General features: G+C 65.6%; 13 protein-coding genes. 7 read left to right on the forward strand and 6 right to left on the reverse strand.

Annotated elements, in window-relative coordinates; translation table 11 throughout:
• Positions 1-9 precede the first annotated feature (9 nt).
• On the reverse strand, positions 10-915 hold the full coding sequence (tcdA, locus tag MA09_RS17480; RefSeq protein WP_036251306.1) for a tRNA cyclic N6-threonylcarbamoyladenosine(37) synthase TcdA: 906 nt from the start codon (positions 913-915) through the stop codon (positions 10-12).
• 89 nt (positions 916-1,004) lie between these two features.
• Here tcdA and pdxH point away from each other — a divergent pair, with 89 nt between their 5' ends.
• Both pdxH and MA09_RS17490 read left to right on the forward strand, forming a co-directional pair.
• On the forward strand, positions 1,005-2,198 hold the full coding sequence (gene pdxH / locus MA09_RS17485; protein WP_036251308.1) for a pyridoxamine 5'-phosphate oxidase: 1,194 nt from the start codon (positions 1,005-1,007) through the stop codon (positions 2,196-2,198).
• Between the two features lie 62 nt (positions 2,199-2,260).
• A complete protein-coding gene (locus MA09_RS17490) occupies positions 2,261-3,442 on the forward strand; it encodes a cyclopropane-fatty-acyl-phospholipid synthase family protein (RefSeq protein ID WP_036251310.1) in 1,182 nt (393 codons plus the stop codon).
• 133 nt (positions 3,443-3,575) lie between these two features.
• Here MA09_RS17490 and msrA read toward each other — a convergent pair whose 3' ends face one another.
• Positions 3,576-4,115, reverse strand: a complete 540-nt coding sequence (gene msrA, locus MA09_RS17495; RefSeq protein WP_036251313.1) for a peptide-methionine (S)-S-oxide reductase MsrA — start codon at positions 4,113-4,115, stop codon at positions 3,576-3,578.
• A gap of 119 nt (positions 4,116-4,234) precedes the next feature.
• Between msrA and MA09_RS17500 the strand changes: the two genes are divergently transcribed.
• The 5 genes from MA09_RS17500 to MA09_RS17520 all read left to right on the forward strand — a co-directional run bounded on the left by MA09_RS17500 (position 4,235) and on the right by MA09_RS17520 (position 10,413).
• Complete coding sequence (locus MA09_RS17500) at positions 4,235-4,741, forward strand: flavin reductase family protein (protein WP_036251315.1); 507 nt, start codon at positions 4,235-4,237, stop codon at positions 4,739-4,741.
• A 133-nt stretch (positions 4,742-4,874) separates the two neighbouring features.
• Positions 4,875-5,711 (forward strand): SDR family NAD(P)-dependent oxidoreductase, encoded by an 837-nt coding sequence (locus MA09_RS17505; protein WP_036251793.1) that lies wholly within the window; start codon positions 4,875-4,877, stop codon positions 5,709-5,711.
• A gap of 43 nt (positions 5,712-5,754) precedes the next feature.
• Positions 5,755-6,744 carry an AraC family transcriptional regulator gene (locus MA09_RS17510; RefSeq protein WP_051933580.1) on the forward strand — a complete coding sequence of 330 codons (990 nt, stop codon included), beginning with the start codon at positions 5,755-5,757 and terminating at the stop codon, positions 6,742-6,744.
• Between the two features lie 173 nt (positions 6,745-6,917).
• Positions 6,918-8,111: an acyl-CoA dehydrogenase gene (locus MA09_RS17515; RefSeq protein ID WP_036251317.1), complete on the forward strand. Its 1,194-nt coding sequence runs from the start codon at positions 6,918-6,920 to the stop codon at positions 8,109-8,111.
• A gap of 196 nt (positions 8,112-8,307) precedes the next feature.
• Positions 8,308-10,413 (forward strand): bifunctional diguanylate cyclase/phosphodiesterase, encoded by a 2,106-nt coding sequence (locus MA09_RS17520; RefSeq protein ID WP_229440772.1) that lies wholly within the window; start codon positions 8,308-8,310, stop codon positions 10,411-10,413.
• On the opposite strand, the gene MA09_RS17525 is transcribed toward MA09_RS17520, so the two are convergent.
• The 4 genes from MA09_RS17525 to MA09_RS17540 all read right to left on the reverse strand — a co-directional run bounded on the left by MA09_RS17525 (position 10,410) and on the right by MA09_RS17540 (position 15,429).
• Positions 10,410-11,342 carry a cupin-like domain-containing protein gene (locus tag MA09_RS17525; RefSeq protein WP_036251800.1) on the reverse strand — a complete coding sequence of 311 codons (933 nt, stop codon included), beginning with the start codon at positions 11,340-11,342 and terminating at the stop codon, positions 10,410-10,412. The two genes, MA09_RS17520 and MA09_RS17525, sit on opposite strands and share 4 nt — an antisense overlap.
• An 85-nt stretch (positions 11,343-11,427) precedes the next feature.
• Positions 11,428-12,327, reverse strand: a complete 900-nt coding sequence (locus MA09_RS17530) for an SMP-30/gluconolactonase/LRE family protein (protein WP_373887854.1) — start codon at positions 12,325-12,327, stop codon at positions 11,428-11,430.
• Complete coding sequence (locus tag MA09_RS17535) at positions 12,327-13,751, reverse strand: MFS transporter (RefSeq protein ID WP_307183961.1); 1,425 nt, start codon at positions 13,749-13,751, stop codon at positions 12,327-12,329. Before MA09_RS17535 ends, MA09_RS17530 begins: the two co-directional genes overlap by 1 nt.
• Before the next feature lie 100 nt (positions 13,752-13,851).
• A complete protein-coding gene (locus MA09_RS17540) occupies positions 13,852-15,429 on the reverse strand; it encodes an aldehyde dehydrogenase (NADP(+)) (protein WP_036251323.1) in 1,578 nt (525 codons plus the stop codon).

A 15,429-nucleotide genomic window follows, 5' to 3' on the forward strand; every position in this document is an offset into this window, starting at 1 on the left:
TAACTGATCCTATGATAGCAAGGCCTCTTCCGCTTGCACAGTTTGTGCGTTAGCAACAGGTTCTACGACATCCACCGGCTCTGCGTTCGCGGCGTCGGCCAGCTTGCGCAGCAGGTGGCCGGCCGCCACCATGCCGAAGGTAGCCGTCACCACCATGCTCGAGCCGAAGCCGGCGCAGTTCAGGCCGGTGATGCCGTTCGGATCCACAGAACATACTTCGCCGGCTTCCGGATAGCGCAGCGGCTCCATCGAGAACACGGCATCGATGTGGTACTTGTTCTTCTCGCCCTTGGCGAAACCGTAGTGGGCACGCAGGATCTTGCGCACCTTCTTCAGCAGCGGCTCCTGCTCGGTGCGGGCCAGGTCGCGCACTTCGATCTTCGTCGGGTCGGTCTGGCCGCCGGCGCCGCCGATGACGATCAGGGGCAGCTTGTTGGCGCTGCAGTAGGCAATCAGCGCCGCCTTCGACTTGACGCCGTCGATGGCATCGACCACGTAGTCGAACCGCGGCGCGCCAGGCGTTTTACCGGCGATCATCGTCTCGATGTTGTCCGGGTCGATGAAGTCCTCGACCAGGGTCACTTTGCAGAACGGATTGATCTGCGCGATGCGTTCCTTCAGCGCTTCGATCTTCGGCATGCCGATGGTCGACGTCAGGGCCTGGAGCTGGCGGTTGATGTTCGACTCGGCCACGTTGTCGAGGTCGATCAGGGTCAGGTGGCCGACGGCGCTGCGAGCGAGCGCCTCGACAATCCAGGAACCGACGCCGCCGACACCGATCACGCAAACGTGCGCCGCACGGAAGCGTTCGAGTGCACGCTCGCCGTAGAGGCGCGCGATCCCGCCGAAGCGGCGCGCAAAGTCGACTTCGTCATCCAGGGTGGCTGCAAGAGTGGGAGTATCGATCAGGTTCATCCCGCCATTTTAGCGGACCTCGCTTGCGCATCTGCACTAAAATAGCTTCCAGTCAATCAAATTCTTCTTGTGTGTCAATAAAACGCCCCATGACCCAACTCCTTCACGACACCGCCCCCGACTTCGACCAGCCGATCGCCGTCCTCAAGCATTGCCATGACCGCATTCGCAAGCAACTGGCGACCCTCGACAAGCTGCTCGCCCACCTGCCGGAATTCGGCGCCGACGAACAGGCGCGCCAGGCGGCAGGAGCGGTGCTGAAATACTTCGAGAAAGCGGCCCACCTGCACCATGACGACGAGGAGCTGGACCTGATCCCGATGCTGCGCGCCGTGGCGCAGGGCGAGGATGCGGCCACCCTGCAGGCGCTGGCGCCGGTGATCCTGCAGGACCACAAGGACATGGACGCGCTGTGGCAGGATTTGCATGAGCAATTGACTGCCATCGCCGAGGGCCATGCGGCGACGCTGTCGGCCAGCGCCGTGCAGCGCTTCAGCCAGCGCTATCTTGCGCACATGGAGCGCGAGGAAAGCACGATGGCGCCGATGGCCCTGCGCCTGTTCAGCCCGGAGCAGATGGCCCAGCTGGGCAAGGCGATGCAGGCGCGCCGCGGTATCGGGGATACGGCGCCGAGCCCGTCGATCGGCCAGGCCGTCGCCGACCTGCGCAAGGACTACGGCCAGGCCAGCCTGAACGAGGACGACGTGATGGACGACCCGATGCTCCAGTTCACGCAATGGTTCGAGCAGGCCCTGAAGGCCGAGGTGAACGAGCCGAACGCCATGTCGGTGGCCACCGTGGCCGCCAACGGCCGCCCGAGTTCGCGCATCGTGCTGGTCAAGCAGTTCGACGAGCGCGGCTTCACCTGGTACACCAACTACGACAGCCGCAAAGGCCAGGAGCTAGAGGATCATCAATATGCAGCTTTGTTGTTCTTTTGGAGCGAACTCGAACGTCAGGTTCGCATCGAAGGACGAGTAGAGCGCACTTCAAACGAGGAAAGCGACCGGTATTTCCGCAGCCGGCCGCTCAAAAGCCGTTTGTCGGCCATTGCCTCGCAACAAAGTGCTCCGATCGGCAGCCGTGCCGAGCTCGAACAGAATTACGAAGCCGTGGCACGGCAAGCCGGTGAGGACCCGGCGCGACCGGGCAACTGGGGCGGTTACCGCCTCGTGCCCGAGCGCCTGGAATTCTGGCAGGGGCGCCGCTCCCGCTTCCACGACCGTATCGTGTACGAGCGGCAGGAGGACGGCAGCTGGACGCGCCTGCGTTTGCAGCCCTAGGCCGGCCGCAGCGCGAGCCTGTATTTGCGCGGCACACCGGCCACCGACGCCGGAGGTGAACCGTGTTCGAGCAGATGGTGTTGTCGGCCTGGAACGAAGGCCTGCGTGACAAGCTGTCCCTGCCCTTGCGGGTGGAACTGTGGGACGGCCGCCAACTCGCGTTTTCCTCCGGGCCGCCGCGCGTGACCATCCGCGTCCCCGACCGCTCCGCCCTGCGTTACCTGCGCTCGCCCTCGCTGTACAACCTCGGACGGGCCTATGTCGAGGGTGCGATCGACATCAAGGGGCGGGCCGCCGACATCATCAACGTCGGCAACGCCCTGGCGGCCAGCCTGGACAAGGGGCGCAGCCGCCTGGGCGAGATCTTGCGCCGTGCTGCGCCGCACACGCGCGAGACCGACGCCGAAGCGATCCGCTACCACTACGACGTTTCCAACGACTTCTACGCGGCCTGGCTCGACCCGGCCATGGTGTATTCCTGCGCCTACTTCGAGAACGGCATTGAGGACCTGGCCACGGCGCAGCAGCAGAAGATCGACCACATCCTGCGCAAGATCGACCTGCGGCCCGGGCAGACCTTGCTCGACATCGGCTGCGGCTGGGGCGCGCTGGTGCTGCGCGCGGCGCAAGCCTTCGGTGCCCGCTGCGTCGGCGTCACGCTGTCCGAGAACCAGGCCGCGCTTGCACGCGAACGGGTCGAACGGGCCGGATTGCAGGGCCAGGTCGAGATCCGCCTGCAGGACTACCGCGACGTCGCAGGCAGCTTCGAGCGCATCACCAGCGTGGGTATGTTCGAGCACGTCGGCGTGCAGCACCTGCCGGAATACTTTTCACGCGTGAACCGGCTGCTGGCGCCAGGGGGCCTCGTGATGAACCACGGGATCACGACCACCAATGTCGACAATGGCGCAGCAGCCTACGGCGCCGGCGAATTCGTCGGCCAGTACGTGTTCCCCGACGGCGAGCTGGCCCACCTGTCCACCGTGGTGCGGGCGATGCAGGAAGGCGGGCTGGAAGTGCACGACGCGGAAAACCTGCGGCGCCATTACGCGAAGACCTGCGCGATCTGGACCGACAATTTCGAAAGCAATGCCGAGCACATCCGGCTACTGACGGACGAGAAACGCTTCCGGATCTGGCACGTCTACCTGGCCGGCTGCGCGTATGCCTTCGCGCACGGGAGGATCAGCCTGTACCAGATCGTGTGCGGCAAGGCAGATGGAGAGGTCGAGCGATTGCCATGATCACGGAAGTATATGTACCCCAGCTGTTGAGCACTCTTACACCGTAGGGTGGGCGGGTTCCCCGCCCACGCGGTGATCGTTAGCGGCCGAAATGCCGTACGCGATGACCTCGCTGCTGGACAAACCGCCCACCCTACTTCAGGCGTTCAGAAAAGGTCTTGCGGAACTTCGCCACCTTCGGCGCCACCACGAACGCACAGTAGCCCTGCAGCGGATGCTGCGCGAAATAATTCTGGTGATAGTCCTCGGCCTTGTACCAGGTCTCCTGCGGCAGCAGCTGGGTGACGATCGGCGCATCCCACACCGCCGCCATCTCGGCCATCACCTTGCGCGCCGTCGCCTCCTGTTCCGGCGAGGTAGTGAAGATCACCGAGCGGTACTGCGGACCGACATCGTTGCCCTGGCGGTCAGGCGTGGTCGGATCGTGGATGGTGAAGAAGACCTCGAGGAGGTCGCGGTAGCTGATCACTGATGGATCGAATTCCAGCCGCACCACCTCGGCATGGCCGGTCGTTCCGGAGCACACTTGTTCGTAAGTTGGCTTGTCGACGTGGCCGCCCATGTAGCCCGATTCCACGCGCGTCACGCCGCGCGCCTCCAGGTAGACCGCCTCCAGGCACCAGAAGCATCCGCCGCCCAGGATGGCGACCTCTTTCCCTGTTTGCTCGCTCATCACAACACCTTGAATTCATCAGTTTCAATAGTTCTTAATGTAACGCAAAGCGAGTTTTCGTGCAGTGCGCCCGGGATGAGACCCGGCCGAACGCCCGACAGTGGCATAATGGCGATCCAATGAATACACGTTCTCCCCGCGCCACGACGCGTGGTTTCGATTCGGCGCATTTTCGCCACGCCCTGTCGCAATTCGCCACCGGTGTCACCGTCATCACCACGCGCCTTGCCGACGGCTCTTTCCGCGGGCTGACCGCCAGTTCCTTCAACTCGGTCTCGCTCGAGCCTCCGCTCGTCCTGTGGAGCCTGGGCGCGGGCGCCAACAGCCTGCCCATCTTCAGCGGCAATTCTCACTACGTCATCAATGTACTCGCCGCCGGCCAGCAGGAACTGGCGCTGCGCTTCTCGCGCCGCAGCACCGACGATCCCTTCACAGGTGTCGAATACGAACTGTCGCGCACGGGCCTGCCGATCCTGAAAGGCGTCTCGGCCTGGTTCGAATGCCACAACCGCAGCCGCTATCCGGAAGGCGACCACGTCATTTTCGTGGGCGAAGTCGAGGAATGCGCCGTGCATCCGCAGTCGGCACTGCTGTTCCACGGCGGACGATTCGGCAGTACCGGTTAATCAGCGCCAGATTACAGCTGGCGAGGATTGCGCCAGCTCTCCGGATTTTCAGGCAAATCCCGGTGGGTCCAGGGCCCTACCATTCTCTTCACCTTAACGCCGCATCGGGCGGCACATCATGGGAGAAGAGATCATGTCCAAAGTCTGGTTCATCACGGGCGCCGGTCGCGGCATCGGGGCAGAAATCGCTCACGCAGCCATCGCCGCCGGCGACTGCGTCGTCGCCGCGGCCCGCAACCTTGCACAGCTGAAAGCCACCTTCGCCTCGGCTGATCCGGCACGCGTCGCGTTGGTCGAGCTCGACGTTGCGCAGGAAGCACAGGCCCCAGTTGCCATCGAGGCCACTGTGGCGCGCTTCGGCCGCATCGACGTGCTCGTCAACAATGCCGCCTATGGGCTGCTGGGCAACTTCGAGGAACTGTCGCCGCAAGAAATCCAGCAACAGTTCAGCGTCAACGTATTCGGCGTCATGCACGTGCTGCGTGCAGCCCTGCCGGTGTTGCGCAAGCAGCGCGCGGGCCACATCATCAACATCGCCTCGATCGCCGGGGTCACCGGCTTCGACGGTGCCTCCGTCTACTGTGCCACCAAGTACGCGATCGAAGGCCTGTCGTCCTCGCTGTCGCTGGAACTGGCCAGGTTCGGCATCAAGATCACTACCGTCGAGCCGGGCTTCTTCCGTACCGACTTCCTCGACCAGAGCTCGGTTCGCTACGGCCAGAAAGTCATCGATGATTATGCCGCCCACGGCTCGGTCGAAGACGCCTACGGCGCTTACCACGGCAAGCAGTTGGGCGACCCGGTCAAGCTCGGCGCCGCCGTGGTCCGCCTTGCCGGCATGGAGCATCCACCCAAGCAGTTCCTTGCCGGCAGCGATGCCCTCGCCATGGCAAGCGCCGCCATCGACGCGCGCTTGAACGAGCTGCACGGCATGGCCGAACTGTCGCGCTCGACCGACCACGCTGCCTGAGCAGAGGTTTGGCCGCCTGGTGTATCCTGCAATCGACAAGGCCATGAACTCGCCCGACCAGCTCCCCATCCTTGCCGGCGCCCATGCAACCCAGCCGGCCCAGCAGTCCGCCATGCCGGCGCTCGCGCGGCTGGCGCGCCTGCTGCTTGCGCACGCGCCGCAGGACGGTTCCTTCGAGACCTGCATCCCCGGGGTACATGCCATCCGCGCCTCGACCACCAGCGCGGAGCTGGTCCACGGCCTGCACCGCCCTGCGCTGTGCATCGTCGCGCAGGGCGCCAAGACCGTCATGCTGGGTGACGAATCCTACGAGTACGATCCCTCGCGCATGATGGTCTTCTCGCTGGACCTGCCGATCGCCGCCATGATCCGCCAGGCCAGCGTGGCCGCACCCTACCTGTCCTTCCGGCTCGACTTCGACCAGCAGCGGCTGGCTGAACTGATCCTGAAGGCCTACCCGGAGGGTGTGCCGGCAGTGCGAGGAGGGGAAACTGAGCGGCGCGCGGTCTACGTGGCGCAGGCGGGCGAAGCCATCGTCGATGCCGCGGCGCGCCTGATGGCGCTGGCAGGCCAGCCCGAGGAGGCCGCCCTGCTCGCCCCGTTGGCCATCGACGAGATCGTGCTGCGCCTGCTGCGCGGCCCCTTCGGCGCCCGCCTGGCCCAGCTCGGCCGCGTCGAATCGCACCGCATTGGCAAGGTGGTAGCCTGGATTCGCCAACATTACGACCAGCCGATCCGCATCGATGACATGGCCGAGCTGGCACACATGAGTCCTTCCTCCCTGCACGAGCACTTCAAGTCGCTGACCTCGATGAGCCCTCTGCAGTTCCAGAAAACCCTGCGCTTGCAGGAAGCGCGCCGCCTGATGTTATCGAGCGGCATGGATGCCGGCCTGGCCTGCCAGCGCGTCGGCTACGCCAGCCCCTCGCAGTTCAGCCGCGAATACGCACGTCATTTCGGTTCGGCTCCGACAAGGGACATGCAGCGCCTACGCAATGCCAAGCTGGCGCAGGCCGTGTCATTTACGCAATAAAACTGGCTTGCTGGGCTGTCATTGCCAACCGAGCAAAAATGAAAATGGCTGTCGCAGATTCAAAAGATACGGCGGCGCAGCATTCCTATAATGGTCTGGCTATGGCGTGGCCCAGGGACGGGCGCGCGTCTTCGTTTTCGTAAGAAAAAACCCCTATCGAGACAGGAATATCCATGAGCCATTCCGATTCGCCCCGCAAAGCCGCCTTTCACTGGGACGACCCCCTGCTGCTGAACAGCCAGCTCACCGACGAGGAGCGCATGGTGCGCGAAGCCGCGGCGAGCTACTGCCAGGACAAGCTGAAGCCGCGCATCCTCGAGGCCTTCCGCCACGAGCGCATGGACACGGCGATCTTCCGTGAAATGGGCGAACTCGGCTTGCTGGGCCCGACCATCCCGGAACAGTACGGCGGTCCCGGCCTGGATTACGTTTCCTACGGCCTGATCGCGCGCGAGGTCGAACGCGTCGATTCCGGCTACCGCTCGATGATGAGCGTGCAGTCCTCGCTCGTCATGGTGCCGATCTACGAGTTCGGCAACGAAGCGACCAAGCAGAAATACCTGCCGAAACTGGCCACCGGCGAATGGATCGGCTGCTTCGGCCTGACCGAGCCGAACCACGGTTCCGACCCGGCCTCGATGGTCACCCGCGCCCGCAAGGTCGAGGGCGGCTATAGCTTGAGCGGCTCCAAGATGTGGATCACCAACTCGCCGGTCGCCGACGTGTTCGTGGTCTGGGCCAAGGACGACGAAGGCGCGATCCGCGGTTTCGTGCTGGAAAAGGGCTGGAAGGGCCTGAGCGCCCCGGCCATCCATGGCAAGTTCGGCCTGCGCGCCTCGGTGACCGGCGAGATCGTCATGGACGAAGTCTTTTGCCCGGAAGAGAACGCCTTCCCGGACGTGCGCGGCCTGAAGGGCCCGTTCACCTGCCTGAACTCGGCGCGCTACGGCATCGCCTGGGGCGCACTGGGCGCGGCCGAAGACTGCTGGCACACCGCGCGCCAGTACGTGCTCGACCGCAAGCAGTTCGGCAAGCCGCTGGCTGCCAACCAGCTGGTGCAGAAGAAGCTGGCCGACATGCAGACCGAGATCACCCTCGGCCTGCAAGGCTGCCTGCGCCTGGGCCGCATGAAGGACGAGGGCACCGCCGCCGTCGAGATCACGTCGATGATGAAGCGCAATTCCTGCGGCAAGGCACTGGACATTGCCCGTGCAGCACGCGATATGCTTGGCGGCAACGGCATCTCGGACGAGTTCGGCATCATCCGCCACATGGTCAACCTCGAGGTGGTCAACACCTACGAAGGCACCCACGACATCCACGCGCTGATCCTCGGCCGCGCACAAACCGGCATCGCCGCGTTCTGATTCTCCAGGCGCGCCGTCCCGCGGCGCGCCTTCCTAGCGGCAGCGCCCGCCCTGTTACAACATTCCCTTTTCAATTTCAATCGCGCGACGTCAATACGTCGTGTTTTTGCGTTACGATAAGAATTAGCTTCACATAAACGTTTTTGGCTTCCAGACCACATCGAGAGACCCGATGAGTGCTCCTGATGGACTGCAATTGCCTGCTGTCGCAGACAAGCACACGGACGACGCCCAGCTTGGCAATGCCCATACCTTGTCGCTCGAGCTCCTGCTCCAGAACTTGCCTGGTGCAGCCTACCGCTGCCGGAACGACAGCCATTGGACGATCGAATTCGTCAGTGGCGGCGTCGAGCAGCTGACCGGCTATCCGGCGGCCGCCTTCATGGCCCGGCCCGGCGTGAGCTTTGCCAGCCTGATCCATCCCGACGACCAGCTCGCGGTCGAACGCGGGGTAGCCCTGGCGGTGCAACAGGGGCGCGCTTTCCAGCTGACCTATCGCATCCGCTGCGCCAACGGCGAGCTGAAATGGGTCCATGAACAAGGAGCGGCATTGCCACAGGACGGTGGCCAGGTGCTGGAAGGCTTCCTGTTCGACTACACGCAGATGCGCAATGCCAATATGCTGGTGAGCGAACAGGCTTCCTACCTGCAGCAAGCGCGCGATGCCATCATCGCGATGGACCTGAACTCGCGCATCACCTATTGGAACAACGGCGCCGAACGGTTGTACGGCTGGAGCGCTGCCGAGGCACGCGGCAAGAAGTTTTCCGAGCTACTGTGCGAAAACCTGCCGGCCTACCATGCGGCCTATGAAAACACGCTTGCCAACGGCGAATGGACGGGTGAGCTGTCGCACCTGCGGCGCGACGGGGTCTGCATCGAGACCGACACCCGCTGGACCCTGCTGGCCGCCGACCGCGAAACGGGCGCGCCACAAAAGATTCTGGTGATCAGCACCGACATCAGCGAGCGCAAGCACAACGAAGCGAAGATCTACCGGCTCGCCTTCTTCGACGCGCTGACTGACCTGCCGAACCGCGCCAGCCTGCTCGACCACTTGCGCCGCGCCCTGCTGGGCAGCGCGCGCACGCGCAAGTGCGGCGCCCTGATGTTCTGCGACCTCGACAACTTCAAGTACCTGAACGACTCGCACGGCCACGCCGCCGGCGACATGCTGCTGCAGGCGGTGGCGCGCCGCCTCGAGCACTGCGTGCGCGAAGCCGACATGGTGGCGCGCCTGGGCGGCGACGAATTCGTGATCCTGATCCAGCCGGTCGAAGATACGCGCGAGAGCGCGGCGGCCCAGGCCGAGACGGTGGCCGGCAAGGTGGTGGCCGCGATGGCGGCGCCCTTCCAGCTGGCCGACCTGATGTACTCGGTATCGGTCAGCGTCGGCGTGACCACGCTGTGCGGCACTGTGGACACGGTGGAGACGACCTTGCGCCAAGCCGATGCCGCGATGTACCAGGCCAAGGCCTGCGGCCGCAACACCTACCGTTTCCACGACCCGGCGGTGCAGGCCGCATGGTCGGCCAGGGCCGAGCTGGAAGGCGCGATGCGGCGCGCGCTGCGCGACAACGAGTTCGTGCTGCATTACCAGCCCCAGCTGGACCGCAGCAGCCGCGTGATCGGCGCCGAGGCACTGCTGCGCTGGCGCCTGCCCGACGGCCGGCTGCTGTACCCGGCCGAGTTCATCCAGGCCGCCGAAGAGAGCGGACTGATCATCGACATCGGGCGCTGGGTGCTCCGCAGCGCCTGCGCCGAGCTGGCGCACTGGCAGCGCTACCCCGACACGGCCGGACTGACGCTCTCCGTGAACGTCAGTGCGGGCCAGTTCATCGAGCCGGACTTCGTGCCGATGCTGCAGCAGGTATTCGAGGAGACCGGCGTGCAGCCGTCCAGCCTCAAGCTCGAGCTGACCGAAAGCCTGGTGGTGAGCGACTTCACCCACACCGCGCACACCATGGCCACCCTCAAGCAGCGCGGCATCAGCTTCTCGCTGGACGACTTCGGCACCGGCTACTCGTCGCTGGCCTACCTGCGCAAGCTGCCGCTCGACCAGCTCAAGATCGACCAGTCCTTCATGCGCGACGTGCTGACCGACCAGAACGACGCGTCGATCGTCCGCTCGATCATCGCGCTGGGCGAGAGCCTGGGCCTGCAGGTGATTGCGGAAGGCGTCGAGACGCCGGGCCAGCGCCAGTTTTTATCCGACGCCGGCTGCTACATCTACCAGGGTTTTCTATACCAGCACGCGCTCAGCGCGGAGCACTTCACGCAGTATGCGCGCACGGTGCACTAAGCCTCGGCGCTTGCAGCTCGTCGCACCGAAGGATCGTCGTGCAGCGCCAGCGGCACGCCACGCGCCCAGCGGTTCGAGGACAGCGAAAAGCTCAGCGCGCGCACCTGGTGGTACCACCCCGCCGGCACGTACAACAGCTCGCCCGGCTTGACGATGCACTCGATGAGACTTGCCCGGCGCGCCAGCGGGAAGCGCTCGACATCCGGCGCCTCCGGATCGACCGGAGAACCGAACAGCACCGGATTCGCCTCGCGCACGTACAGGAACTCGTCATGGTGGGGCGGCGCCAGGAAGATGCGCTTGGTGCCCCAGATCTGGGCGAAGATGTTGTCGTCGAAGTCGCAATGCAGGGGCGTTACGGTGCCGGTGGGGCCGAGCCAGAAACGCGGCGGCCCCATCTTGCGAAAGTACGTCGGCCAATGGCACAGGGTGTTCAGCTCGCGCAGCTCCAGGTTGCCGACATAGGGCGGCGGCAAACTGCCGCTGCCGCATGCGACCAGCTCCAGGTATTCGCCCATCGACATATCCTGCATCGGGCGATCGGCGCGGAAGGCATTGTTGATGTAGTCGCCGGTCCGGGCCCGCACCCGCAGCTCGCTGTAGCGGTCGCTCAGCACCTGGGGCGACAGGCTGCACAGGGGCCAGCGTCCGACCAGGCCGGTCATCAGGAAAGGCAGTCCCTGCAGGGCGCGCGCATGGAAGGCCGCGGCGCTCAGGGGACCGGTGCGCGGTACTTCGGAAATCGCGGGGAGTGTGCGCGCGGCGCGCTTGACGGCCTCGCGCATCGCGGGAATCGAGGCGACGCCGCGCACGGCGGCATCGCGCTCTTCCTGCGCCTGGCGGCGGGCGGCTTCCTCCTCCAGCGAGGCGGGCAGGGTGGGCAGCGGCGGGAGCCGCGGCTTGCTTGAATCACTACCGTTACCAGACATCTTCAGACCGTTCACGAAATCGCGGACAGCTTACTGCCTGGAAGCCGAAAAGTCGACTGTAGGGTTGTCGGCTCTGCCGACCACCCTACGAACGGCTGAAGCCGAACGGCGTTTCCGCCACACCCTGCACGCCTGGGCGCAGCAGCACGACCGAGCCCGCGTCGCCGCCTGTACCCGGGTCGATCGAGGTCACCAGCAGGGTATCGAGCTGGGGACCGCCGAAAGCGCACATCGAGGGCTTGGCCATCGGCAGTGCGATCTCGCGGTCCAGCTTCCCGGCCGGGGTGAAGCGCTGCACCAGGCCGGCGTCGTTGGCGCAGGTCCAGTAGCAGCCGTCGGCATCGACCGCGGCGCCGTCCGGGCGGCCCCCCTGCCCGGTCAGGTCGAGGAATACCCGCTTGTTGTGCGGGATACCCTGCTCGATGTCGTAGTCGAATGACCACACGGTGCGGCGCTGCGGATGCGAATCCGACAGGTACATCGTACGCCCGTCGGGCGACCAGGCCAGGCCGTTCTGCGTGAGCAGGCCGCTAACGACCGGGCCATGCAGCCCGTCGTCGGCGCTGTAGCGGTACAGGCCGCCGACGGCGCGCGCCGCGCCCATGTCCATGAACATGGTGCCGCTCCAGAAGCGCCCCTGGCGGTCGCAGCGTCCGTCGTTGAAGCGCATGCCCTCGCCCAGTTCGGACGCCGGCGGCGCGGCCAGGCGCGTGGCCTCGGCCTTGCCATCTTCACCCAGGACCAGGCGATAGATGCCGGTTTCCATGCCGGCCACCAGGCTGCCGTCGGCGGCGCCTGCGACGCAGGCCACCATCTCTGGCGCTTCCCAGTGACGCACCGCGCCGCCGGCATGGTCCAGGCGCCAGACCCGGCGCGCCGGGATGTCGACCCAGTACCACGCCCGTTCAGCCGCGTTCCAGGTCGGACTTTCGCCGGTGGCGCAGTGCACGCCCTCGATCCGATGGATCTCCATGCCCGCTCCCATTACAGGTCGGTGATCTCGCGGTGTGCCGGCACCAGGGCCTTCATCACCAGCCAGGCGACCATGTAGGCCAGGGCGCAGATCGAGAACATGATCAGGTAGCCGGTTTCCAGCTTGCCCAGCGCGCCGTAGTAGTCGAACAGCCAGCCGCCCAGCTTGGTGAGCAGCACGCCGCCCAGGCCGCCGGCCATGCCGCCGATGCCGACCACCGAACCGACGCTGTGTTTCGGGAACATGTCGGAGACGGTGGTGAACAGATTGGCCGACCAGGCCTGATGCGCCGAGGCGCCGATGCCGATCAGGATCACCGGGATCCAGAAGCCGAGGTAGCCGAGCGGCTGCGCCAGCAGCACCACCAGCGGGAACAGGGCGATGGTGAACATGGCGCGCATGCGGCCCTGGTAGATGCTGTGGCCGCGGTCGATGAACCAGGTCGGCAGCCAGCCGCCGCCGATACTGCCCACCATCGTCATGCTGTACAGGACGGCCAGCGGCACGACCATTTCCGGACCCGTGAGGCCGTACTGCGCCGACATGTACTTCGGCAGCCAGAACAGGAAGAACCACCACACGCCGTCGGTCATGAACTTGCCGAAGGCGAAGGCCCAGGTCTGGCGGTAGCCGAGCAGCTTGAACCACGAAGCTTTCGGCTTGGCCGCTGCCGCGGCCGGGGTCGCGTCCGCAGGTGCGCTGTCGCTGTTGATGTAGGCCAGTTCGCCCGCGCTCAGGCGCTTCTGGCGGTCCGGCGTGTCGTACAGCCAGATCCAGATGCCCATCCAGACGAAGCCGATGGCGCCGACCGCGATGAAGGCCATCTGCCAGCCATAGAACTCGGCGATCAGCGGCACCGTCAGCGGCGCCAGGATCGCGCCGACGTTGGCGCCGGAGTTGAAGATGCCGGTGGCGAAGGAGCGCTCGCGCTTGGGGAAGTACTCGGCGGTCGCCTTGATCGCGGCCGGGAAGTTGCCCGCCTCGCCGATCGCCAGCACCGCGCGGCCCACCATGAAGCCCACGATCGAGACCGGCACCGCAGCCAGGCCGAGGGTGGTGAATACGCTGTTGACGGCGGTACCGATACCGATCGCGTAGGCGTGCGCGACGGCGCCGATCGACCATACGACGATCGCGAGGACGAAAGCGCGCTTGGTGCCCATGCGGTCGATCACGCGGCCGGCGAACAGCATGGAGATCGCGTAGACGAACTGGAAGACCGCCGTAATGTTGGCATAGTCGGTGTTCGACCAACCGAACTCCTTGGTGAGCAGCGGCGCCAGCAGGCTCAGGACCTGGCGGTCGAGGTAGTTGATGGTGGTGGCGAAGAACAGCAGGGCGCAGATGGTCCAGCGATACTTGCCTACCGTCGAAGCGAGTTGCGGGGCCTGCCCTGCGCCTTGCTTCGCATTTGCACTCATGACTTGCTGATTCATGGGATCAGTTCTTTTCAAAACGGAACAGCCGGTGTCTCCCCCGGCTGGTGCTTCAATCGGTCAAAAGGGGCGCAAAGTCGAACCTTGCGCCCCCTGTTTACTAAGCGACCTTCAGGTCACCATCCATCACGCGCGCAAGGCGCAGTGGATTGTCGTCGCGAAGTGCTTCCGGCAGCAAGCCCTCAGGCACGTTCTGGTAGCACACCGGACGCAGGAAGCGGTCGATCGCGCTCGCGCCCACCGAGGTGGTGCGGCTGTCGCTGGTGGCCGGGAACGGGCCGCCGTGGACCATCGCGTGCGACACTTCGACGCCGGTCGGGAAGCCGTTGAACAGCACGCGGCCCGCCTTGCGTTCCAGGATCGGCAGCAGGCTCGCGGCCAGTGCATGGTCGGCCGGCTTGACGTGCACGGTCGCGGTCAGCTGGCCGTGCAGCTGCTCGGCTGCCTGCAGCATCTGCTCGGCGCTGTCGAACCGCACCACCAGTGCGGCCGGGCCGAAGACTTCGTCCTGCAGGTCCGGGTTGGCCAGGAAGTCGGCAGCCTCGCATTCGTACAGCGCGGCCTGCGCAGCGCAGCCGATTCCCTCGGTGCTGCCCTGGGCCACCAGGCGCACGCCGCTGGTGCTGGTGAGTCGTCCAATGCCGCTGTTATAGGCTTCATGGATGCCGGCGGTGAGCATGGTGCCCGCGCCCTTGGTTGCCAGCGCCGTGGTAGCCGCCGCGGTAAAGGCGTCCAGTGCCGCGCCCTTGACCGCAAACACCAGGCCAGGGTTGGTGCAGAACTGGCCGACGCCCAGGGTCAGCGAGTCGACGAAACCGTTCGCCAGCGCGGCGCCGCCCTCTTCCAGTGCGGCCGGGAGCAGGAACACCGGGTTCACGCTGCTCATCTCGGCGTAGACCGGGATCGGTTCCGGACGGCTTGCCGCGGTGCGCATCAGCGCGGTGCCGCCGCCACGCGAGCCGGTAAAGCCCACCGCCTTGATGGCCGGATGGCTGACCAGCTGCTGGCCGATGGTACGGCCGTCGCCGAAGACCATCGAGAACACGCCTTCCGGCATGCCGCACTCGATTGCCGCGCGCTGGACGGCACGGCCGACCAGTTCCGAGGTACCGAGGTGGGCGCCGTGGGCCTTCACGATGACCGGGCAGCCTGCTGCCAGCGCCGAGGCGGTGTCGCCGCCCGCGACCGAGAAGGCCAGCGGGAAGTTACTGGCACCGAAGACCACGACCGGGCCGAGGCCGATTTTGGCCAGGCGCAGGTCGGGACGCGGCGGGGTGCGTTCCGGCAGCGCGGTGTCGATGGTCGCGCCCAGGAAGCGGCCGTCGCGCACCACTTTCGCGAACAGGCGCAACTGGTTCACGGTGCGCATGCGCTCGCCTTCCAGGCGCGCTTGCGGCAGGCCGGTTTCCTGCTGGGCGCGTTCGATCAGGCTTGATCCGATGGCCAGGATCTGTTCCGCCACCGCTTCCAGGAAGCGGGCGCGCTGTTCCAGCGGCAGGGCACGATACTTGTCGAAGGCCACGGCTGCGAGTTCGCAGGCACGTTCCACGTCGGCGCCGGTGGCTTGGCCGAAGCCCGGCTCGAACTCGGCGCGGGTGGACGGGTTGTAGGCTTTCACCTCGCCCGCGCTGCCGCGGACGAGCTGGCTGCCGATGATCATTTCACCAGTAATCTTCAT

The sequence above is a fragment of the Massilia sp. BSC265 genome (genome assembly GCF_000740675.1).
Taxonomy (GTDB): Bacteria; Pseudomonadota; Gammaproteobacteria; order Burkholderiales; family Burkholderiaceae_D; genus Telluria.

Coding starts and splice junctions, on each gene's coding strand:
- MA09_RS17515 (WP_036251317.1), top strand. CDS start 6,918: ATGAGCCATTCCGATTCGCCCCGCAAAGCCGCCTTTCACTGGGACGAC.
- MA09_RS17525 (WP_036251800.1), bottom strand. CDS start 11,342: ATGTCTGGTAACGGTAGTGATTCAAGCAAGCCGCGGCTCCCGCCGCTG.
- tcdA (WP_036251306.1), bottom strand. CDS start 915: ATGAACCTGATCGATACTCCCACTCTTGCAGCCACCCTGGATGACGAA.
- MA09_RS17535 (WP_307183961.1), bottom strand. CDS start 13,751: ATGAATCAGCAAGTCATGAGTGCAAATGCGAAGCAAGGCGCAGGGCAG.
- MA09_RS17500 (WP_036251315.1), top strand. CDS start 4,235: ATGAATACACGTTCTCCCCGCGCCACGACGCGTGGTTTCGATTCGGCG.
- pdxH (WP_036251308.1), top strand. CDS start 1,005: ATGACCCAACTCCTTCACGACACCGCCCCCGACTTCGACCAGCCGATC.
- MA09_RS17530 (WP_373887854.1), bottom strand. CDS start 12,327: ATGGGAGCGGGCATGGAGATCCATCGGATCGAGGGCGTGCACTGCGCC.
- MA09_RS17505 (WP_036251793.1), top strand. CDS start 4,875: ATGTCCAAAGTCTGGTTCATCACGGGCGCCGGTCGCGGCATCGGGGCA.
- MA09_RS17540 (WP_036251323.1), bottom strand. CDS start 15,429: ATGAAGATTACTGGTGAAATGATCATCGGCAGCCAGCTCGTCCGCGGC.
- MA09_RS17510 (WP_051933580.1), top strand. CDS start 5,755: ATGAACTCGCCCGACCAGCTCCCCATCCTTGCCGGCGCCCATGCAACC.
- msrA (WP_036251313.1), bottom strand. CDS start 4,115: ATGAGCGAGCAAACAGGGAAAGAGGTCGCCATCCTGGGCGGCGGATGC.